The organism is Salinigranum halophilum (assembly GCF_007004735.1).
GTDB classification, from domain to species: Archaea; Halobacteriota; Halobacteria; order Halobacteriales; family Haloferacaceae; genus Salinigranum; species Salinigranum halophilum.
This window is the reverse complement of record NZ_ML660182.1, coordinates 344,796-366,119: the sequence shown is the minus strand read 5'-3', so window position 1 is coordinate 366,119 and position 21,324 is coordinate 344,796. Positions and strand designations below refer to the sequence as shown.

24 protein-coding genes and 1 pseudogene are annotated in these 21,324 nt (G+C 69.4%); 11 read left to right on the top strand and 14 right to left on the bottom strand.

What is annotated here, in order from left to right; translation table 11 throughout:
• Positions 1-321: FAD-binding protein (locus E6N53_RS01900; protein WP_142857240.1), on the bottom strand; the 321-nt coding region annotated here is incomplete at its 3' end.
• Positions 322-485: 164 nt separating this feature from the next.
• Here E6N53_RS01900 and E6N53_RS01895 point away from each other — a divergent pair.
• The gene (locus tag E6N53_RS01895) at positions 486-1,019 is read left to right on the top strand and encodes a type II toxin-antitoxin system RatA family toxin (RefSeq protein ID WP_136602261.1); all 534 of its coding nucleotides are present in this window, start codon (positions 486-488) and stop codon (positions 1,017-1,019) included.
• Between the two features lie 96 nt (positions 1,020-1,115).
• Positions 1,116-2,453, top strand: a complete 1,338-nt coding sequence (gene trkA, locus E6N53_RS01890; protein ID WP_136588753.1) for a Trk system potassium transporter TrkA — start codon at positions 1,116-1,118, stop codon at positions 2,451-2,453.
• Positions 2,454-2,477: 24 nt separating this feature from the next.
• Here trkA and E6N53_RS01885 read toward each other — a convergent pair whose 3' ends face one another.
• Positions 2,478-4,010 carry a globin-coupled sensor protein gene (locus E6N53_RS01885; protein ID WP_142856458.1) on the bottom strand — a complete coding sequence of 511 codons (1,533 nt, stop codon included), beginning with the start codon at positions 4,008-4,010 and terminating at the stop codon, positions 2,478-2,480.
• A 167-nt stretch (positions 4,011-4,177) separates the two neighbouring features.
• Here E6N53_RS01885 and E6N53_RS01880 point away from each other — a divergent pair, with 167 nt between their 5' ends.
• The 5 genes and pseudogenes from E6N53_RS01880 (at position 4,178) to E6N53_RS20600 (ending at position 7,754) form a co-directional block, all read left to right on the top strand.
• On the top strand, positions 4,178-4,822 hold the full coding sequence (locus E6N53_RS01880; RefSeq protein ID WP_142856456.1) for a helix-turn-helix domain-containing protein: 645 nt from the start codon (positions 4,178-4,180) through the stop codon (positions 4,820-4,822).
• Positions 4,823-4,892: 70 nt separating this feature from the next.
• Complete coding sequence (locus E6N53_RS01875; RefSeq protein WP_142856454.1) at positions 4,893-6,497, top strand: TrkH family potassium uptake protein; 1,605 nt, start codon at positions 4,893-4,895, stop codon at positions 6,495-6,497.
• Positions 6,498-6,605: 108 nt separating this feature from the next.
• On the top strand, positions 6,606-7,046 hold the full coding sequence (locus tag E6N53_RS01870; protein ID WP_236642294.1) for a DUF2238 domain-containing protein: 441 nt from the start codon (positions 6,606-6,608) through the stop codon (positions 7,044-7,046).
• 46 nt (positions 7,047-7,092) lie between these two features.
• Positions 7,093-7,432 (top strand): annotated as a pseudogene (locus tag E6N53_RS01865) (amino acid permease); the annotation flags it as partial.
• A gap of 148 nt (positions 7,433-7,580) precedes the next feature.
• Complete coding sequence (locus tag E6N53_RS20600) at positions 7,581-7,754, top strand: hypothetical protein (protein ID WP_161569852.1); 174 nt, start codon at positions 7,581-7,583, stop codon at positions 7,752-7,754.
• 75 nt (positions 7,755-7,829) lie between these two features.
• On the opposite strand, the gene gatA is transcribed toward E6N53_RS20600, so the two are convergent.
• From gatA to E6N53_RS01845, 4 genes are all read right to left on the bottom strand, one after another.
• The gene (gatA, locus tag E6N53_RS01860; RefSeq protein WP_142856452.1) at positions 7,830-9,101 is read right to left on the bottom strand and encodes an Asp-tRNA(Asn)/Glu-tRNA(Gln) amidotransferase subunit GatA; all 1,272 of its coding nucleotides are present in this window, start codon (positions 9,099-9,101) and stop codon (positions 7,830-7,832) included.
• Positions 9,102-9,380: an Asp-tRNA(Asn)/Glu-tRNA(Gln) amidotransferase subunit GatC gene (gene gatC / locus E6N53_RS01855; protein WP_136588746.1), complete on the bottom strand. Its 279-nt coding sequence runs from the start codon at positions 9,378-9,380 to the stop codon at positions 9,102-9,104.
• A gap of 67 nt (positions 9,381-9,447) precedes the next feature.
• Complete coding sequence (locus tag E6N53_RS01850; RefSeq protein ID WP_142856450.1) at positions 9,448-10,236, bottom strand: HpcH/HpaI aldolase family protein; 789 nt, start codon at positions 10,234-10,236, stop codon at positions 9,448-9,450.
• Complete coding sequence (locus E6N53_RS01845) at positions 10,233-11,207, bottom strand: hydroxyacid dehydrogenase (RefSeq protein WP_142856448.1); 975 nt, start codon at positions 11,205-11,207, stop codon at positions 10,233-10,235. Before E6N53_RS01845 ends, E6N53_RS01850 begins: the two co-directional genes overlap by 4 nt.
• Before the next feature lie 249 nt (positions 11,208-11,456).
• On the opposite strand from E6N53_RS01845, the gene E6N53_RS01840 reads away from it, so the two are divergent.
• Together E6N53_RS01840 and E6N53_RS01835 are read left to right on the top strand one after the other, a co-directional pair.
• The gene (locus E6N53_RS01840) at positions 11,457-12,449 is read left to right on the top strand and encodes a transcription initiation factor IIB (protein WP_136588743.1); all 993 of its coding nucleotides are present in this window, start codon (positions 11,457-11,459) and stop codon (positions 12,447-12,449) included.
• 91 nt (positions 12,450-12,540) lie between these two features.
• Entirely contained in the window at positions 12,541-13,014 is a 474-nt protein-coding gene (locus E6N53_RS01835) for an NUDIX hydrolase (protein ID WP_136588742.1), read from the top strand.
• A 9-nt stretch (positions 13,015-13,023) separates the two neighbouring features.
• Here E6N53_RS01835 and E6N53_RS01830 read toward each other — a convergent pair whose 3' ends face one another.
• From E6N53_RS01830 to E6N53_RS01815, 4 genes are read right to left on the bottom strand one after another with little or no spacing between them, the layout of a single operon-like run.
• Positions 13,024-13,842, bottom strand: a complete 819-nt coding sequence (locus E6N53_RS01830; RefSeq protein ID WP_142856446.1) for an energy-coupling factor ABC transporter ATP-binding protein — start codon at positions 13,840-13,842, stop codon at positions 13,024-13,026.
• Complete coding sequence (gene cbiQ / locus E6N53_RS01825) at positions 13,839-14,639, bottom strand: cobalt ECF transporter T component CbiQ (RefSeq protein ID WP_142856444.1); 801 nt, start codon at positions 14,637-14,639, stop codon at positions 13,839-13,841. The genes E6N53_RS01830 and cbiQ overlap by 4 nt, the downstream gene beginning before the upstream one ends.
• Before the next feature lie 4 nt (positions 14,640-14,643).
• Positions 14,644-14,961 (bottom strand): PDGLE domain-containing protein, encoded by a 318-nt coding sequence (locus tag E6N53_RS01820; RefSeq protein ID WP_142856442.1) that lies wholly within the window; start codon positions 14,959-14,961, stop codon positions 14,644-14,646.
• Positions 14,958-15,623: an energy-coupling factor ABC transporter permease gene (locus E6N53_RS01815; RefSeq protein ID WP_142856440.1), complete on the bottom strand. Its 666-nt coding sequence runs from the start codon at positions 15,621-15,623 to the stop codon at positions 14,958-14,960. The genes E6N53_RS01820 and E6N53_RS01815 overlap by 4 nt, the downstream gene beginning before the upstream one ends.
• A gap of 226 nt (positions 15,624-15,849) precedes the next feature.
• Here E6N53_RS01815 and nikR point away from each other — a divergent pair, with 226 nt between their 5' ends.
• Positions 15,850-16,317: a nickel-responsive transcriptional regulator NikR gene (gene nikR / locus E6N53_RS01810; RefSeq protein ID WP_136602247.1), complete on the top strand. Its 468-nt coding sequence runs from the start codon at positions 15,850-15,852 to the stop codon at positions 16,315-16,317.
• A 54-nt stretch (positions 16,318-16,371) separates the two neighbouring features.
• On the opposite strand, the gene E6N53_RS01805 is transcribed toward nikR, so the two are convergent.
• The 3 genes from E6N53_RS01805 to E6N53_RS01795 all read right to left on the bottom strand — a co-directional run bounded on the left by E6N53_RS01805 (position 16,372) and on the right by E6N53_RS01795 (position 18,540).
• On the bottom strand, positions 16,372-17,541 hold the full coding sequence (locus E6N53_RS01805) for an asparagine synthase-related protein (RefSeq protein ID WP_142857238.1): 1,170 nt from the start codon (positions 17,539-17,541) through the stop codon (positions 16,372-16,374).
• Between the two features lie 64 nt (positions 17,542-17,605).
• A complete protein-coding gene (locus E6N53_RS01800; protein ID WP_142856438.1) occupies positions 17,606-18,289 on the bottom strand; it encodes a PHP domain-containing protein in 684 nt (227 codons plus the stop codon).
• A gap of 47 nt (positions 18,290-18,336) precedes the next feature.
• The gene (locus E6N53_RS01795; RefSeq protein ID WP_142856436.1) at positions 18,337-18,540 is read right to left on the bottom strand and encodes a hypothetical protein; all 204 of its coding nucleotides are present in this window, start codon (positions 18,538-18,540) and stop codon (positions 18,337-18,339) included.
• 211 nt (positions 18,541-18,751) lie between these two features.
• On the opposite strand from E6N53_RS01795, the gene purL reads away from it, so the two are divergent.
• Entirely contained in the window at positions 18,752-20,866 is a 2,115-nt protein-coding gene (gene purL / locus E6N53_RS01790; RefSeq protein ID WP_142856434.1) for a phosphoribosylformylglycinamidine synthase subunit PurL, read from the top strand.
• Between the two features lie 124 nt (positions 20,867-20,990).
• On the opposite strand, the gene E6N53_RS01785 is transcribed toward purL, so the two are convergent.
• Positions 20,991-21,179 (bottom strand): DUF7550 family protein, encoded by a 189-nt coding sequence (locus E6N53_RS01785; protein WP_136588733.1) that lies wholly within the window; start codon positions 21,177-21,179, stop codon positions 20,991-20,993.
• Between the last annotated feature and the right edge of the window lie 145 nt (positions 21,180-21,324).

Genomic DNA, 21,324 nt, shown 5'->3' with positions numbered 1-21,324 from the left:
GGGGGCGCCCCCCCGGGCCCGGGGGGGCGCCCCCCCCCCCCCCCCCCCCCCCCCCCCCCCCCCCCCCCCCCCGCGGCCCGGTTCGATGGTGACGCCGTTTCGCTCGGCCTGCTCCTCGAGGAGGTCGGCGTACAGCCGCGGGTTCACCCCGGCGGGGAAGCCCGGGACGTTCTCCAGGTGGGCGTTGCGGCGGAGGATGGACTCGCCGTCGTGCAGAACGAGCGTGTCGAGTCCGGCACGGGCGGTGAACGTCGCCGCGGTGAGGCCGGCGACGCCCCCGCCGACGACGAGCACGTCCGCATCGAAGTCGGAAGCGTTCATGCGGGTCGTTGGCCCGGGTCGTTGATTTGTGTGTCGTCCGCGTCCGGCACGGGACTCCGACCACCCCCGGTCGTGCGTCCCGTTCGGTGAGTGTCGTCAGGTCGGCGACGGTGTCGCGCGGGTCGGGCCCACAGGGTTTTGTGCTCCGCCGCCTACCGGAGAACGTGGACGAGATCGTCGTCAGCACCGTCGTCTACCTGCCTCCCGAGGAGGTGTACGACTTCCTCGCGGACTTCCCGCGCTATCCCAAGTACTCCGAGTATCTCAAAGACGTCCATCAGCGCGGCGATGGCGGAGCGGGGACGCGCTACGACATGCGCTTCGCGTGGTGGAAGCTCACCTACACCCTCCGGTCGGAGGTCGTCGACACGGACCCGCCGTGGCGCATCGACTGGCGTATCGTGAAAGACCTCAAGGCCCACGGCGACTGGCAGGTCGAGGAGTTGGACGAACTCCCCGACGACGCCCCCGCGGACGCCGAGGCGGCGTGTCGAGTCACCCTCGACGTGTCGTTCGACCCTCAGACGGCCCGCAACGGTACGCTGGACCTCCCGCGGTTCGTGTCGTTCGACTTCGTCGTCGACAAGATCAAGCCCGTGCTCGTGAAGGAGGCCCAGCAGGTCGTCGAGCGCATCGTCGCCGACATCGAGGGACGACATCGAGACGTCGAACTCGTCGTCGAACGCCGGCCATCGTAGGCGAGGCGGGCCGAGGCCGGCGAACGCGGCCGTGAGTGCCGAACAGAAATACTGATACACGGCCCGTGTCGAAGAACGGGATATGGGTGGCAGACGGTGCGCGTAGTCATCATCGGTGCCGGACAGGTCGGGTCGTCCATCGCGGCCGACCTCGACTCGACACACGAAGTCGTCGTCGTCGAGTGTGACCCGACCCGCGTCGAGGAGTTGAACTACTCGCTCGACGTGTTGGCGATTCAGGGCGACGGGACGGCAGTCTCGACGCTCGAAGAGGCCGGTATCGACGACGCGGACATGGTCATCGCCTCGACCGACGACGACGAGACGAACATCGTCGCCTGCTCGACGGTGAAGGCCATCTCCGACGCGTTCACCATCGCCCGCATCAAGAACACGGAGTACCTCTGGACGTGGCAGCGCTCGGAGAAGGCCTTCGGCATCGACTTCATGGTGTGTACGAACCTGCTCACCGCCGAGGCCATCGTCCGCGTGGTCGGCCTCCCCGCTGCACGCGACGTCGACCCCTTCGCCGGGGGCCGCGTCCAGATGGCCGAGTTCGAGGTCGACGAGGGCAGTCCCATCGCCGGACAGACCGTCGCGCAGGCCGACCGGTTCGACGCGCTCACGTTCGCCGCCATCCTCCGCAACGGCAACGTCGACATTCCCCGTGGGGAGACGGTCATCGAAGCTGGTGACCGCGTCGTCGTCATCGGCTCGCCCAAGTCGGTCCAGGAGTTCGCCACGACCGTCGCGCCCGAGGAGTCGCCCGGCACGGCCGAGGAGGTCGTCGTCGTCGGTGGGTCGGAAATCGGCTTCCACGTCGCGCGACTGCTCGAAGAACGCGGCTTCAGTCCCCGACTCATCGAACGGGAGGCCGAACGGGCGCGCGAACTCGCCGAGGACCTCCCGAACACGGTGGTGATGGAGTCGGACGCGACGAACCTCGACTTCCTCGAGCGCGAACACATCGGCGACGCGGACATGCTCATCGCCGCGCTCGACTCCGACGAGAAGAACCTCCTCGTCTCCCTCCTGGCCCAGCGGCTGGGCGTCGAGCGCACCGTCGCCGTCATCGACACCACCGCCTACGTCGAACTGTTCGAGGCCGTCGGTATCGACGTCGGCGTCTCCCCCCGCGAGGTCGTCGCCGAGGAGATCACCCGGTTCACCCGCGAAGGCGGTGCCGAGAACGTCGCCCTCATCGAGTCCGACAAGGCAGAGGTGCTGGAGATAGAGGTCGACGCCGAGAGTATCCTCGCGGGGAAGCCGATTCAGGAGTCGGTGTCGTCGCTCCCTGAGGGCGTCGTCATCGGCGCGATCACCCGTGACCGCGAGTTCATCGTCCCCCGGGGGAACACACACATCCAGCCTGGCGACCACGTGGTCGTCTTCGTCGATACGGCGGTCAGCGACAAGGTCTCGAAGCTGTTGTGACGTCACGCGCCGTGCTCGGCGGCGCTACGTGTCTTCTGACGTCGTGAGCCGTTCTGTCGCCGCGCGGACGTCTTCGACCATCGACGCCTGGCGCTCGTTCGCCGCGGCGATGTCCCCCACGCCCGCAGAGACCTCCGCCGCCGCGTCGGCGACGTCGTCGGCCATACTCGCGACGGCCTCGGTGCTCGACGCCTGCTCGTCGGTCGCCTCGGCGACGCTCCTGATGCCCGCTGCGGTCTCACGAACCGCCCCGGCGATCTCTTCGAGGTCGGACTGGGCGTCGTCGACCTGGTCGAGCCCCGTCGCCACACGCGCTGTCGCGTGGTCGAGGCTCGACACCGTCTCGGCCGTGTCGGCCTGTATCTCCGCCACTGTCGCCTCGATCTGTCGCGCCTGCGACTGGGCCTCCCCGGCGAGGGATTTCACCTCGTCGGCGACGACGGCGAAGCCGTCGCCCGCCTCGCCGGCGCGGGCGGCCTCGATGCTCGCGTTGAGCGCGAGGATGTTCGTCTGGTCCGCGATGGAGTCGATCACCTCGACGATGTCGTCGATGTGGTCGACGCGAGCCTCGAGCGCCTCGACGTCGGCAGCGACGTCGGCCGCCGCCGCGTTCACGTCGGCCATCGCCGAGGCGGCAGCCGTCGCCGAGTCGTGCCCACGACTAGCGAGGCGCTCGGCCTCCGTGCTCTTCGTCTCCACCTCGTCGGCCGTCGCTGCGATCTCTTCGACGGTCGCGCTCAGGTTCGACACCTCCGCGGTGACCGTCCCGGCCCGCTCTGTGAGGCCGGCGGCGTGGTCGTCTATCTGCCCGGAGCGGTCGGCGACCCGCGCGGCGGTCTCCTGGAGCGACTCGACGGGAGCTTCGACCTCGCGCTCGACGTCGCTCGCCAACTGTTCGTGTCGTTCCAGGGCGGTCTCCAGCCGGGACGCGTACGACTCGATGTACGTTTCCATCGCGATGGCCTGGTCGAACGAGACGATTTTCAACAGCGAGGTGACGCGCTCGACGACCTCGTCGACGGCGTCGCGGACGGCGGCCTCGCGCTCGTCGTCGCCATCGCCGTCGACAGCGCCGTACCGAGCGACGGCGTCGTCACCGACGGCCCGAGTGAGCCCCTCGTAGTAGACGCTGTACGCGCCGAGGTACAGCTCCGGGCCGAGGCCGAGCATGTCGTGGACCTTCCCGACTCTGGCCCGTCGCGCCACGTACTCGAGGTCGTAGTCACCCCCGACGAGGCCACGGAGGTACGTCGCCTGCGAGCGTTTCAGCGCGTCGAGCGGGAGCGACGACCGGTCGAGGACCGCCGCGGCCTCGGCGTCCGACTGCAGTCTGTCGTAGAACGTCTCGACCAGCGCGGGCGCGGCGTCGTCGACGACGTCGGCCATGTCGGTGAGTCGGTCCACGTCCGCCGCCGTGAGGTCGAGGAACGACGTTCGGCGCGCTAACTCTCGGCTGTCGATACCGATATCGGCCGCCAGCGCCTGTCCGTCGAGCTCTCGCCTGTCGGTATCGGTGACGCCCGTCCGTTCCGTCGAGTGAGAGGTGGTGTGTGACACGGTGAGGTCCTGTGAGCCCGCCGGTCGGCGGACCCGGTCGATGAGTGTCGATTCCCCGTCGACCCGTATCTCTCTCCGCCCGTGATACTGCGGGGAGTTATATACTCGCTCTCAGCAGTGATACTGCGCGAGCAACAGTCTTGTAGCCGAGCCGGCTCCACCCGCACATGACCGAGGGCCTTCGCGTCGAAGTCGCCGTCGCGTGTCCGTCGCACTGCCCGGTCGCCGCCGCCTCCGTCGACGTCGACGGCGGCATCGACCACGTCTCGCGGGCGGTGGTCGACGGCCAGCGCCTCGACGAGTATCGCGTCCCCCGCGGAGCCGAGGCGGTCGGGACGCCGGTGTTCGAGACCGACGACGAGGTGGTGTACCGGACCACCCAACCGTGTGAGCTGGGCTGTCCCTGCGAACGGCTCGAGGCGGCGGGGTGCCCGCCGACCAGTGTCCGCGCCGTCGACGGCGAACTCGTCATCGCCTTCCACGCGCCCGACCGGGCGACCGTCCGGCAGGTCGTCGCGACGCTCGACGAGGCCTTCGACGTCGAACTCCGTCGGCTCGTCGCCGGCGAGCGTCGAACCCGACGCACCGACACGACGGTCGTCGACCGGACGCGACTCACCGACCGCCAGCGCGAGGTCGTCGAGACCGCCTACCGGATGGGCTACTTCGAGTATCCCCGGGAGGCGTCGGCCGAGACGGTCGCGACGCGTCTCGGGGTCTCATCGTCCGCGTTCGCCGAGACGCTCCGGGCCGCCGAGCGCGCGGTGCTCGACGAGTTCCTGCCGTCGCGAGACCCGGTCCAGCCGGCGTAACGAGGTTTCGGTAGCCTAAAGAGCCACTCGGCACACGTCCCGGTGTGTATCGGACAGCAGGTGAGCGGCCGTGAAACTCCGCGTCAACTACCGGGCGAGTCTCAGTCTCGTCGGGACGGTGCTGAAGTATCTCGCCGTGCCCCTCCTCATCCCGCTGGTGACGGCGCTCATCTACGGCGAGACGGTGCTCCCCTTCGTGGTGACCATGGTCGTGACCGTCGTCGTCGGTGTCGGTCTCGAACGCCTCGAACCCGACCCGGACCTCCTCGCTCGCGAGGGGTTCTTGATGGTCGGGGTGACGTGGCTCGCCGTCAGTGTCGTCGGTGCCATCCCGTACTTCGTCGAGGCGCACGGGCTCCCCCCGGTCGTGACCCCCGTCCACCCCACGTCGACGCTCGGCAGTCCCGCGAACGCGCTGTTCGAGTCCATGTCGGGGTTCACCACCACGGGCGCGACGGTGCTCGGCGACATCTCGTTCGAGACCCACACCCGTGGAATCATGATGTGGCGACAGCTCACCCAGTGGCTCGGCGGGATGGGTATCGTCGTCCTCGCGGTCGCGATTCTCCCGGAACTCTCTGTCGGCGGCGCGCAGTTGATGGACGCCGAGGCACCAGGGCCGGGCATCGAGAAGCTCACGCCGCGCATCGCCGAGACGGCGCGGGCGCTCTGGGGGGCCTACCTCGGCTTCACGGTCCTCGAGATCGGCCTCCTCTACGGCCTCCACGTCGGCGGCATGGCACCGAACATGGACGCGTACAACGCCATCGCACACGGGCTGACGACGATGCCGACCGGCGGGTTCTCGCCGGAGGCCCGAAGCATCGAGGCGTTCTCGGCCGCGGCGCAGTGGGTCATCATCCCGTTCATGATCGCAGCCGGGACCAACTTCGCGCTCTTCTGGCACATGCTCACTGGTGAGCCGAAACGGCTGTTTCGCGACGCCGAGTTCCGCGTCTACGCGGGAGTGCTCGCCGTCGTCGGGGCGGTCGGCGCGGGCTTGCTCTTCACCGGTGCCGGCTTCGTCACCGCCGCGCCGGACGGCGGCACGTTCGATGCGGCCTACCTCGGAACGGTCCGCGGGGCAGTCGTCGGCAGCGTCGAGCCCGCGGTTCGCCACGCGCTGTTTCAGGCGGTCGCCATCGTCACGACCACGGGGTACGCGAGCATCGACTTCAACGCGTGGTCCGCACCGGCGCAGTACCTCGTCCTCTTCGCGATGTTCATCGGCGGGTCGGCCGGGTCGACGGGCGGTGGTATCAAGATCGTCCGCTGGTACGTCATCCTGAAGTCCATCCGTCGAGAGCTGTTCACGACCGCCCACCCGGACGCCGTGCGACCCGTCCGCCTCGGTGGGAACGCGCTCGACGAGCGGGCCGTCCGGGGTATCTACGCCTTCACGCTCCTCTATCTCGTCATGTTCTTCGTGGCCACGGTGCTGTTGTTCCTCGACGCGACGAGGGTCGGCCAGTCGCTGTCGGTCCTGGAGGCGATGAGCGCCGTCGCATCGACGCTCGGGAACGTCGGGCCGGGCTTCGGGAGCCTCGGCCCGATGGGGTCGTATCTGGACTTCTCGAACGTCAGTAAGCTGTTCATGATCGGACTCATGTGGGCCGGCCGCCTCGAGATTATCCCCGTGCTCGTGCTGCTCACCCCGGAGTACTGGCAGCGGTGAGCGTCGTCGAAAGCGGCTGAGTTCACAAAGGATTTAACGCGATGTGTCGACGTGGTGACCACGTCCAGCGCCCTCCCCACTCAGCCACGCCGGACGGTCCCCCAAACCATGTCATCACGGTACGCAGCCACCGATTCGCCCTCCCTCGGTATCGTCTGGGTCGCGCTCGTCGCGTACTCGCTCGTCGTCTGTGCCCTCCACTTCGGCGGCCTCGCCTACGAGGTGTACACCGCCATCTGGTGGTGGGACCTCCTCACCCACTCGCTGTCTGGCTTCGGCGTCGCCGCCTGGCTCGCCGTCGTCCGGTTCACACCCGTCGACGCCGGCCAGGTCGTCGTCCTCCCGCTCGTCGTCGTCGCCATCGGAGCCGGGTTCGAGGTGTACGAGTACCTGTTCAAGGACTTCTACGTCGAGTGGACACTGCAGTATTACGCCATCGACACGGTCGTCGACCTCGTCGTCGACGGCCTCGGTGCCGCCGTCTTCGTCCTCTGGGTCCGTCGCCGGGCGGACGCGGATGCGGACGCCGTCCTCCCCGGACGGGCGTGACGTGAGTCGCTGACACGGCTCGGCTGTCGCCGCCGTCGGCGCGGGCATCTTCGTCCTCACCGGGCTGGCGGTCGACATCTCTGGACCGGCGGCCATCGTCGCATTCGCGCTCAACGGCGGTGTGACGACGTTCACAGCGCTCTCGTACGCCGAGTTGGCCTACGGCCATCCCCCAGAACGGCGGCGGGTACACCTACGTCCGCGAGGGATTCTCCGCGCCCGTCTCGTTCGTCATGGGGTGGACGCGCTGGTTCACGTACATGATCGCCGGGGCGCTGTACGCACTCGGCTTCGCGTCGAACTCCGTCGAGTTCGGCCACCTCTACGACGTCGACCTCCCCGCGCCGGGGGTTGGGTGCGCCCTCGTCGCCGTCGCCATCGCCGTCGAGTCCGACGTCGCCGACGAGGTCGTGAACCTGATGCGTGATTGAGCCCCATCGCCCGTGTCGCCGCGCCATCGGGGACGTCAGCTGCGATTCCCGACCACAGAGAACCGTCTGTGGAGGTAACGTCGCTGGGGAGTAATCGAACAGTATGGACACCTGGGACCACCGCGAGGCTCGTGCGCTCGTCGACGCCTTCGTCCACTCGGAACAGCTCAGCGCCGACGCCGCGGCGCGGGCGCACGACCTCATCGACAGCAACCAGCCGGTGCGCGCGCTCGAACTGGTTCGGGCGGCGGCCTCGTACGCGACGGCCGTCGGCTGACGACCCGCGCTCGGAGGTGCACCGCTGCGCCCGCCGCGCCCGCCGCGGCCCGTCGCCACGAGGGGCGACGGGAGCTTAGTTCTCGACCGCCGACGCCGCACGGATCATCGTCGCCTCGTCGAACTTCGGCGCGACGAGTTGCAACCCGACGGGGAGTCCCTCGGCGTCCCCCGCGGGCACCGAGATGGCGGGGAGGTTCGCGAGGTTCACCGGGACGGTGTTGGCGTCCATCAGATACAGTTGGAGCGGGTCGTCGAGGCTCTCTCCCAGCTCGGGCGGGAGGACGGGCATCGTCGGCGACGCGACGAGGTCCACCTCGTCGAAGACGCTCTCGAAGTCCCGGCGGACCCACGCGCGGGCGTCCTGGGCCTTCTTGTAGTACTTGTCGTGGTAGCCCGCGGAGAGAGCGTAGGTGCCCAGCAGGATGCGGCGCTTGACCTCCGCGCCGAAGCCCTCCTCGCGCGCCGTCGCGAACGACTCGTTCCAGTTGCCCTCGCCACCCGAGACGCCGTACCGGACGCCGTCGAACCGCGCGAGGTTCGAGGAGGCCTCGGACGTGGCGATGACGTAGTACGCCGCCAACGCGTGCTCGATGGACTCGAGCGAGACCTCCTCGTAGGTGGCACCCTGTGCCTCCAGTTCGGCGATCGCGTCCCAGAACGCCTCGACGACCGCTTCGTCGGCGCCCTCGACGAGTTCCGTGGGGACGCCGAGGGTGAGGCCCTCGACGTCGCCGTCGGCGGCCGCGGCGTAGTCGGAGCCGTCGCCCGCGTCGACCGTCGTGGAGTCGTTCGGGTCCGACCCGGAGACGACGTCCAAGAGCGCGGCGGCGTCCTCGACGGAGGGGGCGATGGGACCGATCTGTTCGAGGGAGTTGGCGTAGGCGACGAGGCCGTAGCGCGAAACGAGGCCGTACGTCGGCTTGATACCGACGACGCCGCAGAAGGCGGCGGGGCAGCGAATCGACCCGCCGGTGTCGGAGCCGAGCGCGAGGTCGGCGTCGCCAGCAGCGACCGCCGCAGCCGACCCACCCGACGAGCCGCCGGGGACACGGTCGGCGTCGACCGGGTTCCGCGTCGGTCCGAACGCGGACGTCTCCGTCGTCGTCCCCATGCCGAACTCGTCCATGTTCGATTTGCCGACGATGGTCGCCCCGGCGTCCTTGAGACGGGAGACGACGGTGGCGTCGTAGGGTGGGACGTAGTCGGTGAGCATCGCCGACCCGCAGGTCGTTCGGACCCCTTCGGTGGAGATGTTGTCCTTGACGGCGACCGTCCTGCCCGCGAGCGGGCCGTCGTCGTCGCCGTCGATACGCTCCTCGGTGATGAAGGCGTTCAGGTCGGCCATCTACGACACCCGCGGCCCCTTGAAGTAGCCGCCCTCGCTCTCGGTGGCGTTCGAGAGCGCCTCCTCCTGTGAGAGGCCCTCACGGACCTCGTCGGGGCGCATCACGTTCACGAGGTCCTCGTCGGCTTCGACCTCCGGGACGTCGTCCAGGGCGTCGAAGTACTCGAGGATGTCGGCGAACTGCGCGGCGAACTCCTCGACCTCCTCGTCGGCCAGGTCGACACGCGCCAACTCCGCGACGTGGCGAACCTCCTCGCTGTCGACGGGCGAATCGCTCATGGGTGACCGAAACCGTGGCCCGGGAGTAAGGGTTTCGGTGCCCGTCGGCGAGTGGGGGTGCGGTGGGTCACGAGCGCCCGAGGTCGGCGAGTCGGGCCCCGAGCGTCGTCCGTAGCGATTCGAGGTCGCCGCCGATGCGGATGAGCTGGTACCCCTCGTCACGCGCCGTCCGCGCGGCGTCCACGTCGTTCCTGATACGCCCCACGGGAACCCCGGCGTCGAGGCACGCCTCGCGCGTGCGGTCGATGGCGGCCTGGACGGCCTCGGCGCTCCGCTCCGTCGGGTCGCCGCCCGACATCGACATCGCCAGGTCGGCGGGGCCGATAAAGGCAAAGCCCAGCTGCGGAACCGACAGGAGTTCGTCGATGTGCTCGACGGCACGTGCGTTCTCGACCATCGTCCCCACGAGCACCTCCCGGTCTTCGCCTTCGACGTGACTGTCGACGTAGCCCGCCCATCGCGCCGTGCGGCCGACGCCGACGCCCCGGTCGCCGACGTCGCCGTCGTACGAGAAGTGCGCCGCCGCGACGGCCCGGCGGAGTTCGTCTGCGGTCTCGATGCGCGGGAGGAGGATGGTCCGGACGCCCGCGTCGAGCACCTTTCGAACGAGCGGCGGGTCCGGTGCCGGGAGTCGGACGAGGAGTTCGATGTCGCCGGCCTCGGCGGCGCGGGTGAGTTCCTCGAAGACGGTGCTGTCGTATGGGCTCGGCCCACCGTGTTCGAAGTCGAGCCAGACGAAGTCCAGTCCGACGTCACCGAGCGTCTCGATGACCGTCGGCGAGAACGTATCTGCGCTCGCGCCGAAGAGCGTCTCGCCCTCTTCCAGCGCCCGCCGGAGCCCGTTTCGGGTTCTCATCGCTCACCCTCCTCGAGCGCGGCGCGGTTCACGGTCGAGTCGGGGAGTGCGCCCTCGTAGACGGTACGGACGTTGGCGGCCGCTCGACGACTCATCCGTTCCAGCGCCTCCGCGGTCACCCCGCCGACGTGCGGCGTCAGGAGGACGTCGTCGCGGGCGGCGAACGGGTGGTGTTCGCCGGGCGGTTCCTCCGCGAAGGTGTCGAGGCCGGCACCGCCGATTCGGCCGGCGTCGAGGGCTGCGAGGAGGGCGGCCTCGTCGACGATCGGCCCTCTGGCGGTGTTGACGAGGACTCCGTCGGGGCCCAGGGCGGTCAGTTCGTCGGTCGAGACCACTCCCCGGGTCTCGGGGGTGAGCGGCGCGTGGATGCTCACGGCGTCGGCGCGCTGGAAGAGGGCGGGGAGGTCGGTCACGCGGTCGACGCGGGCGGGGACGTCGGCGTCCGCGAGGTAGGGGTCGTACGTGCAGACGGCCTGTCCCATCCCCTGGGCGAGGTCGGCCGTCTCCCGTGCGATGGCACCGAAGCCGAACAGACCGAGCGTGTCGCCCGTCAGTTCGCGGCCGGCGAACGCCGAACGGTCCCACCCGCCGGACCGGACGTGGCGGTCGGCGGTGCGGAGGTGCCGCCGGACGCCGAACAACAGCGCGAGCGCGTGTTCCGCGACGGAGCGGGCGTTCGCGCCGGGGGTGTTGCAGACGACGATACCGCGACGTGAGGCGGCGCCCACGTCGACGTTGTCGAGGCCGGCACCGTGCTTCGCGACGACCTTCAGCCGGTCCGCGCGGTCGATGACTCCGGCGTCGAGGTCGGTCACCCGGACGATGACCGCGTCGTAACGTCCGATGTCGGCGAGGGCGTCGTCGACACTGTCGTACTCGTCCATCCCGGTACAGCGGGCGAAGTCGCTGATCGATTCGGGGCCGGCGGAGTCGATGTGGGCGGGGAGGAGGACCTCCCATGCAGGAGACATGCCGGTCGTTTCAGGCGGATGAACAAAAGTGTGCGCCCCGAACAAAACATTCATGACTGAAAGGTGGTTCACCCAGCGTAATCGCTGGCCCGTCGCGAATCGTGTCGCTTGTGCACCGTCTGAACCGCACCGTATGCTATTTTTCATGTTTTTTGTCTGGATAGAAATTGGGTAGGTTTATGTATCACCACCCCTTACAATGGTATCGACAACGACTGCGCTGCAGTCACTTCTCCCCCACCCCAACCAATGACTGAATCCGTGCGAAGCTACGACCGAGACCGGAGTCGCGCACGCGCGCGCACGAGCGAGAGCGAGGACGAATCCCCCGCCACAGACGAGTCCCTCCACTGCCCCGAATGCAACGGCCCGCTGGCGACCGACACCGAACACGGCGAGACGGTGTGTGAACACTGCGGACTCGTCGTCGAGGAAGACGAGATCGACCACGGCCCCGAGTGGCGTGCGTTCGACGCGAACGAGAAGGACCAGAAGTCCCGCGTCGGTGCCCCCACGACGAACATGATGCACGACAAGGGGCTGTCGACCAACATCGGCTGGCAGAACAAAGACGCCTACGGCAACTCGCTGTCCTCGCGCCAGCGCGAGAAGATGCAGCGGCTCCGCACCTGGAACGAGCGGTTCCGCACCCGCGACTCCAAGGAGCGCAACCTCAAGCAGGCGCTCGGCGAGATCGACCGGATGGCGAGCGCGCTCGGCCTGCCCGACAGCGTCCGCGAGACCGCGTCGGTCATCTACCGCCGCGCGCTTCAGGACGACCTCCTGCCCGGCCGAAGCATCGAGGGCGTCGCCACCTCGTCGCTGTACGCGGCCGCTCGACAGGCCGGCACGCCCCGCTCGCTCGACGAGATTACGGCCGTCTCCCGGGTCGAGAAAGACGAGATCGCCCGCACCTACCGGTACGTGGTACGCGAGCTCAAACTCGAGATCAAGCCCGCCGACCCCGAGCAGTACGTGCCCCGGTTCGCGTCAGACCTCGACCTCTCCGACGAGTCCGAGCGCCGCGCCCGCCAGCTCCTCCAGAACGCCAAAGAGGCGGGCATCCACTCGGGCAAGTCGCCCGTCGGCCTCGCCGCCGCTGCGGTGTACGCCGCCTCCCTCCTGACGAACGAGAAGGTCACCCAGTCGGAGGTGTCGGAGGTCGCGAACATCTCCGAGGTCACTATCCGAAACCGCTACCACGAGCTGCTCGAAGCCGAAGAGCAGGTTCAGGTCCCGTAACTCGGGTCCTCACCCGGCGACCACGCTCCGCAGCGCCCGTGAGCGGACGGAGAACGGAAACGCACAAACCGGTCCGGGCGAAGCCCTCAGCATGGAGACGACGCGTCACTTCACGGCGACGGTCTACCTCGTCCACGACGGGGCGACCGCCCTCCACGAACACCCGAAACTCGGAATCCGTCTCCCGCCCGGCGGACACGTCGACCGCGACGAACTCCCCCACGAGACCGCCCTGCGCGAGGCGCGCGAGGAGACGGGCCTCACCCCGACGCTCCTCACCGACCACGCCGACATCGCCTCCGAGACCGCACGGACGATTCCGCGGCCCCGACATCTGATGCTCGCCGACGTCAACCGCTTCGGCGACCGAGTGGGCCACCAGCACATCGACCACGTGTTCTTCGCGACGGTCGACTCGCGGGCGATAGACCCCGCCGAGGACGAAGAGCCGGCGGCCGCGTGGGACTGGTACACCCCCGACGACCTCCGCGGTGTCGACGTCGACAGCGACGTGCGGGCACTGGGCATCGAAGCAGTGGAGGCGGCGGCCGCGCGGTTCGGCTGACCACGGTCGTCAGCGACGCGGGAGACCGGTCGTCTCGAGTCGCTCGACGGCGTCGTCGACGTCGACGGGCGGGTCGTCCCAGCCGAGTCGGTCGAACAGGCGGACGACGGCCGGCGGCTGTAATCCCGCGGTTGTGAGCGTCTCGGGGTCGGTGAGGACCTCCGCGACCGGGCCGTCCGCGACGAGGTCGCCCGACGGTCCGACGACGACGACCCGGTCAGCCACCCGCGGGATGAGTTCGACGTCGGGCGTGACGGTCACGAGCGTCGCACCGGCACGGTGGCGGCGGTCGAGCAGGGCCAGGACGTCGGCCGTTCGAGGGGCGTCGACGGCACTCGTCGGCTCGTCGAGGAGGAGGACGCTCGGGTCGAACGAGAGGACGCTCGCGAGCGCCGCGCGCTTCTTTTCGCCACCACTCAGGCGGTGCGGCGGCTTGTCGAGCAGTCCGTCGAGGTCGAGCGCGTCGGCCAGCGCGTTCACGCGGCGGTCCGCTTCCTCTCGCGGGACACCCAGTTGTGCGGGGCCGTACTCGATGTCGGCGCTGACCGTCGTGTTGAACAGGTAATCGTCTGGGTCCTGGAGTAACACGCCGAGACGCTCGCGGACCGCCTCGGCGTTCTCCGTCTCGCCGAAGTACTCGACGCGGCCGTCGGCGGGGTCGACGAGTCCGCCGAGTACCGACAGGAGCGTGCTCTTCCCGGAGCCGTTCGGCCCGGTGATGGCGACGCGCTCGCCGGCCTCGACAGTGAGGTCGACCCCGGCGAGGCCGACAGTCCCGTCAGGGTACTCGTAGCGGAGGTCGCGCGCGCAGAGGACGGGCGCAGTCACGGGAGGACCACCAGCCCGAGCGCGCCGAGTGCGACGGCGGCGAAGAGCGCGTCGCGGACGCCGAGCGGACTGGGGCGACGGTACGGCGTCGCGGGGCGGGCCCCGCCGCGGGCGCGCATCCCCCGTTCGACCCGCTCGCCGCGTTCGACGGTCCGCAGGAGGAAGCTCCCCGAGAGCGCACCGAGTTCACGCCACTCGTCGAGGAGGCCGCGCGGACGAAGCTGCCGGCTCTCGCGGGCGAGCAGCGCTCGGTGGAGTTCGTCGAAGCACAAGAACAGGTAGCGGTACGTGAGCGCGAACAGCGTCGTCGGCGTCGCCGGCGCGCCGAGGCTCCGGAGCGTCGCCACGAGCGTCCCGAACGGGGTCGTCATCGACAGCACGGTCACGAGGGCGACGCTGGCGACGACGCGCGTCTCGAACAGGGCGACGTACGCGAGGCCGGGACGAGTGACGGCGACACCTGCGACGGAGACCAGCGTCGGACCCGGTGCGAGGACGAGCTGTGGGAGGACGACGACGCCCGAGAACGCCGCGACGGCCAGCGTCCGGGCGAGGAAGGGGCGGGGTGGGAGTCGAGCGACGACAGCGAGCGCGGCGGCGAGGCCCGCAAGCCCGACGAGCACCGCGAAATCAGTCGACAGGGCGGCCGCGACGAGGAGCGCGACGATGCCCAGGAGGCGGACCGTCGGGTGGAGTCGCTGGACGACCCCGTCGGTCGCAGCCGCCTCCTCAGCGGCGAGGGCGGTGCGGACGACGCCCGCGAGGTCCGTCGAGACGTGGAACACGGCACCGGCCATCGGGTCAGGTGTCGACGTCGCGGTCGAGCAGTCGCCCGAGACCGACGGCGACGAGGAGGGTCACCGCGGTCCCGACCAGGCCGGAGACGAGCGTACCGACGACCGTTCCTGTCCCCGCGACCGAGTAGTCGGGGAACGGGCTGGACAGGAGCGTCCGTTCGTGCTCGGTCGCGCCGGTCGCTTCGGCGACGTTCTCCAGCGGCTCGGCGTACCCCACGGCACCGGCCGCGAGCGCGAACACCGGGGTGAGGAGCACGAGCACGACGAGGGCGACGAGCGACCGACGGAGCCAGGTCGGGGCGTCGGCCCAGGTCGCGCTCATACCGTCGCCTCCTCGGGCCTGTCACCGCCGGTGTTCGGCCCAGTGAGACCGAGCACGAGGTCCGGGCGGACGTCGAGGAGGTACCGGACCACGAGGACGGTGATGAGTCCCTCGACGAGACCGAGGACGGCGTGGCCCGCGGTCATCACGGTGAGGGTGGTGGCGAGGTCGTACGCGAACGTCGAGGAGAGGCCGGCCTGGAGGCCGACGGCGGCCGCCGACACGGTGATGGCACCCCACCCGGCGACGAACGCGGCGATGGTCTCGCCGAGGCCGACGAGCGCGCGGAAGAGCGCGTAGCCGACGAACACGTCGACGACGGCCATGTTCAGGAGGTTCGCGCCGAGGGCGAGGACGCCGCCGTCACCGAAGACGAACGCCTGGACGACGACGACCGAAGCCATCGCGAGACAGCCGAGATACGGGCCGAGCAAGATGGCGGCGAACGCGCCGCCGACGAAGTGGGCGCTCGTCCCACCGGGGATGGGCCAGTTGAGCATCTGTGCGGCGAAGATGCCCGCCGAGACGACACCGAGTAACGGGACGCGTGCGTCGTCGAGCCGGCCGTTCAGCCGCCACGACGAGAAGCCGATGGCCGCTGCCGCGAGGACGAAACACCCCGCGAGCACCCAGGGGTCGAGAAAGCCGTCGGGAATGTGCATACTGTGTTCGCTCCGATGGTTTCTCCCTGCACCAATAATACTTCCTACTCGATTCGTAATACGCTTACCACGCCGCTAGAGAGAGAAACGAACAGACAATAGCTGGATACATAGTTGGAGGTATTCGCAGATGAGGGCCGGATATCGAAACAGGTTCCGGTTGGAGTCCGAGCAGGTGGGTCGGCGGATACAAAGCTTCATCGCGCCGGAGTCGGGACCTGGAGGCATGTCCGAGCGCCTCGAACGCGTGAGCCTCACCGTCCCGACCGACCTGCTCGCGGAATTCGACGACGTCGTCACCGACGCCGACTACGACAGCCGGTCGGAGGCCGTCAGGGACGCGCTCCGCGGCTTCGTCTCCTCGTACCGGTGGCGCGACGACCTCGACGGGAGACACCAGGGTTCCGTCGTCATTCTGTACGACCACGACGTCACGGGCGTGACTGACGCGCTGCTCGACCTCCAGCACGACCTCCACGAGACCATCATCTCGACCCAGCACGTCCACCTCTCGGCGGACCGCTGTCTGGAGACGCTAGTCGTCGACGGCCCGGCGGCCGACATCCGTGAACTCGTCCGTCGAATCCAGTCCCTCCGCGGGATTCAGCAGGTCCAGTTGGCCGTCGTCGGTGCCGACGACGGGGCCACGTCCGTCCACAGCGACGCTGGAGCCGGCGACGGCCACGACCACTGAGTTCACCGAGTGCAGCCACGATGGGCCCTCACTCGACGGCTGCTGTGCGCTCACTCACTCGAGCGGGCCCGCGTCGTCACCGCCCTCGTCCACCAGCGACCGAATGTACTGGCCTACGTGGTCGTCCATCCGCCGCTTGTAGCCCGCCTGCCGCGCCAGTCGGTCGAGTTCCCGCGAGACGAGGCTCCCGTACTGGACCGCCTTCTTGTCGGCACGGGTCACGCCCGGAGGGAGCACGCCCTCGGCGGCGCGTCTGAGGGCGACTTTCCGCTCCTCGTCGGTCGCCAGCAGGTCGGCTGGGAGCGCGAGCGCGGCCGCGACCACCCGGTCGTGAAGCAGCGGCGCGACGGGTTCGACGCCCGCCACCCGGAGGGTGAGGACGTCCCGTGGTAACTGCTGGGGGAGCGTCTCGACCGTCTCGCGTCGGGCGCCGCGGACGGTGTCGGCGGCGACGCGGTGGTCGTCGGCGGGCGAGACGACCTTCGCGTAGCCGCCGAACAGTTCGTCCGCGCCCTGTCCCACCGCCAGCCGGGAGAAGCCGTCCGCCCGAGCGCGCTCGGCCACCAGGAACAGCGGGAGGGCGATTCCGACGTCCATCGGGTTCGTCCGACCCGTGGCACGGACGACGTCGGGGACGGCGCGGACGAGGTCGTCGTGTGTGAGGTCGACGACGCGGAGGTCTCTGTCCATCTCGGCGGCCGCCTCGCGGGCGGCCGCCACGTCGTGTGAGTCGGGGAAGCCCGCGACGTAACAGGGCGCGTCGACACCGCTGGCGACGAGCGCGGAGTCGATTCCGCCGGAGAACGCGACGGCGAGTCCGTCGGCGGAGACGGCCCGGACGCGGTCCAAGACGGCGTCGCGGACGCGTTCGACGGCCGCGTGGTGGTCCGGTTCGGGTGCGGGGTCGGGGAGCGTCCACGTCCGCGTCTCCGTGTCGGCGTCGAGGTCGACCACGCGACCGGCGTCGACGAGACGGGGGTCGACGAGGCGTCGCGGGTCGAAGCTCCAGCGGCCGGCCGCGCGGTCCGCGTCCCGTTGGGCCTCGACGAAGACGGGTTCCCGCCCGAGGACGTCGCGGACGACGCGGCCGCCGCGCCCCCCGACGAGTCGTCCGTGCTCGACAGCCGCCTGCGTGTCGAGTGCGCCGGCGAACCCACCGGTTCCGGGAAGCGGGTGCTCGTCTGCGACGGCGGTGCGGACGACGGCAGCGGGTGCGCCACGGATTCCGTCACGAGGACGCGTCATCGGTGCACCACGCTCGTCACGACTCGGCCTCGGCACTCGACACTCACAGGACGTCGAGGACGGTGTGTTTCACCCGACGCGGGACCCCAGAGAGCGCCTGCTGGATGGAGACGCGCCACGGGGTTCGCCGCCCGACGACGCTCGTTCCGCCGGCACAGATGGCCTCGAGGATGGCTTCGGGTGTGCGTTCGTCAGTGTCCACCTCGGTGACGGCGCGGCCGACCATCTCGGCGATGTGGGCGTCGCTTCCCGCCGTCATCGGGAGGTCGTGCGCCTTGGCGAACTTCTCCGCCTTTCGGTTGGCGAGCCCCGTCAGGAGGCGCGAGTTGTACACTTCGATGGCGTCCGCGGTGGCGAGTTGCTCCCGGGTGATGTGTCGGGCGACGCCGTGGCGAGAGGTTTGAAACGGGTGGGGGACGATGGCGACTCCTCCGAGGTCGCGAATCCGGTCGAGCGTCTCGTCGAACGGGAGGCCCTCGGGGACGAGTTCGGTGATGCCGAAGGCGAGGACGTGGCCGGCGGCGGAGGAGATTTCCATGCCGGGGATACCGACGAGACCGTAGTCGGCGGCGACGGCCGCCGCCTCGAGGCTCGCGTCGATCTCGTCGTGGTCCGTGACGGCGATGGCGTCGAGGTCGGCCGCCTGCGCGCGCTCGAGCAGGTCCTCGACGGGGTCGCGCCCGTCGTACGACAGCGCAGAGTGTGCGTGCAACTCGACCGATAACACGGGTTGAACTTGTGCGGGTCAGTAAAAAAGCGCCTCGGTCCGCCGCGCTACTTTTTGGTGGCCATGCTCGGTGCGATGATGGCGAACGTCACGAGGGTGGCGACGGCGACGGCGATGACGTAGAGGACGACCGGTTCTCCGACGTGCCCCTCAGTGATAGCCGTGAGGAACTCGTTGTCGAGCGCCATCACCGCGAGGCCGGCGATGGCGAGGACGATCCCGAGCGTGCCCCAGATGCGTGACTCTTCCATTACTCGTGGGTGACTTGGCGACTCGATATAGGAGTGTCGAAATCCCTCGTCGTGGTCCGACCGCGGGCGCCGTCACCGCGGCTCCGGGACGGGCCGCCACCTTCGGCCGGAGCGGCAACGGACGGCGAGCGCCGGAGACGTCCCCGGCTACGATACCCACGAACGTGGATAGGGAAACGCATTAATGCGGACGGGATAGACAGGGAAGTGAATGAGCCTTCGCGATTCGGACCGCGCCATCGTCGAGCGTGAACTCGGTCGGGAGCCGACGCCCGCCGAAGCCGCGCTCTTCGAGAACCTCTGGAGCGAACATTGTGCGTACCGCTCGTCTCGGCCTCTCCTCACCGCCTTCGACAGCGAGGGTGAGCAGGTGGTCATCGGCCCCGGCGACGACGCCGCCGTCGTCTCCCTCCCCGGGTCGGAGGACGTCTACATCACCCTCGGCATCGAGAGCCACAACCACCCCTCGTACGTCGACCCGTTCGACGGCGCCGCGACCGGCGTCGGCGGCATCGTCCGCGACACGCTGTCGATGGGTGCGTACCCCATCGCCCTCACCGACTCACTGTACTTCGGCCCCTTCGAGAACGAACACTCGCGGTATCTGATGGAGGGAGTCGTCGAGGGAATCAGCCACTACGGGAACTGCATCGGCGTCCCGACCGTCGGCGGAAGCGTCAGTTTCCACGCCGACTACGAGGGCAACCCGCTCGTGAACGTCGCCTGCGTCGGACTGCTCTCGCCGGACCGACTCGTCACCGCAAAGGCCCAGTCGGCCGGGAACAAACTCGTCCTCGTCGGGAACGCGACCGGGAGAGACGGTCTCGGGGGTGCCTCCTTCGCCAGCGAGGACCTGAGCGAGGACGCCGAGACGGAGGACCGACCAGCGGTACAGGTCGGTGACCCCTACGCCGAGAAACTGCTCATCGAGTGTAACGAGGCGCTCATCGACGAGGACCTCGTCCTGTCCGCGCGCGACCTGGGTGCTGCGGGGCTGGGTGGTGCCTCCTCGGAACTCGTCGCGAAGGGTGGCCTCGGTGCCCACATCGAACTCGACCGCGTCCACCAGCGCGAGCCGAACATGAACGCGCTGGAGATCCTCCTCGCGGAGTCCCAAGAACGGATGTGCTACGAAGTCGCCCCCGAGGACGTCGAGCGCGTACAGGAGTTGGCAGCGCGGTTCGACCTCGGCTGTTCTGTCATCGGCGAGGTGACCGAGGGCAACTACGTCTGCACCTTCGAAGGCGAGACGGTCGTCGACGTGCCGGGCGAGTTCCTCGCTGACGGCGCACCGATGAACGACCTCGATTCGGTCGAGCCACAAGCACCAGAGACAGACCGCCCCGACGTCGCCCTGACCGAGGCGTTCGAGGCGGTCGTCGCCAGCCCGAACACGGCCTCGAAGCGGTGGGTCTACCGGCAGTACGACCACGAGGTCGGCAATCGGACCTCGGTCCTGCCGGGCGACGACGCGGCGCTCGTGGCCATCCGAGAGGCCGGGAAGGCCCTCGCGCTCTCGGCGGGTGCGGACCCCAACTGGACGAGCGCCGCGCCGTACGAGGGCGCGCGTGCCGTCGCCTTCGAGAACGCGACGAATCTCGCCGCGAAAGGGGCACGGCCGCTCGCCGCCGTCGACTGCCTCAACGGCGGCAACCCCGAGAAGCCCGACGTGTACGGTGGGTTCAAAGGAATCGTCGACGGCCTCGCCGACATGTGTCGGCGCCTCGCCGTCCCGGTCGTCGGCGGCAACGTCTCACTGTACAACGACTCCGTCTCGGGCCCGATTCCACCGACGCCGACGCTGGCGATGGTCGGTGTCTCGGACGCCTCCGACGCTCCGCCGGCCCGCGTCGCCGGCGAGGGAACACTCCTCGTCGTCGGCGCGAGCGGTGACGGCCTCGGCGGCTCCGAACTCCTCGCGCAGTTCGGCGGCAGTGACCGCTTCCCGACGCTCCCGAGCGACCCCACGGCCGTCGTCGACGCGCTCGCCGACGTCGCCGGCCAGTCGTCGACCCTGGCGGTCCACGACGTGAGCCACGGCGGTCTCGCGGTGACGCTCGCCGAGATGGTCTCGACAGCGGGAGGGGTCGATGCCAGCGTCGACTCGCTCGCCGCCCTGTTCGAGGAGACGCCCGGCCGCGCGGTGGTCGAGACGACGGCTCCCGAGCGGGTCCGCGAGCGGTTCGCCGACGTCGCGCCGGTCGCCGAGGTGGGGTCGGCGACGGCGGACGGGACGCTACGGCTCGACGTCGGCGGCGAGTCGCTCTCGTACGGGCACGAGACGATTTCGGACCTGCGTGACGTGCTCACGCGGGGACTGGACTGATGCCCGAGGTGAGGACCCGAACCGGCACGAGAGCCTGACGGACGCGACGGATCTGCACGCCACGCCCGGACCGCTCCGGCGAGCACGGTGCACCCGTCGCGAGACGGAGAACAGAACAGCCGATTCAGGCGGCGAGCAGCGGGAGCCCGAACGCGACGACGAGACCGACGACGAGGACGGCGAGGCCGATGCCGACCTGCGAGGAGGAAAACTCCTGCATCGGCGAGGTGACGCGCCCGTCGTCGTCACTCTGGTGGTCGCTGTGGTCGTGGTCACCCGCGTGGTGGTCGTCTCCGTGGGCGTGGTCGTCCATACGTGAGTGATGCGCGGCGGGATACAAAAACTGCGGGGAAACGTCGGTGCCGTACGGTCGATGCTGCCGAGACGGAGGGGAGCCACGAGGCCGAACCGGGGTTAGGTCGGACGCCCACCGCGAGCGAGTCGTCCTGAACCGACGG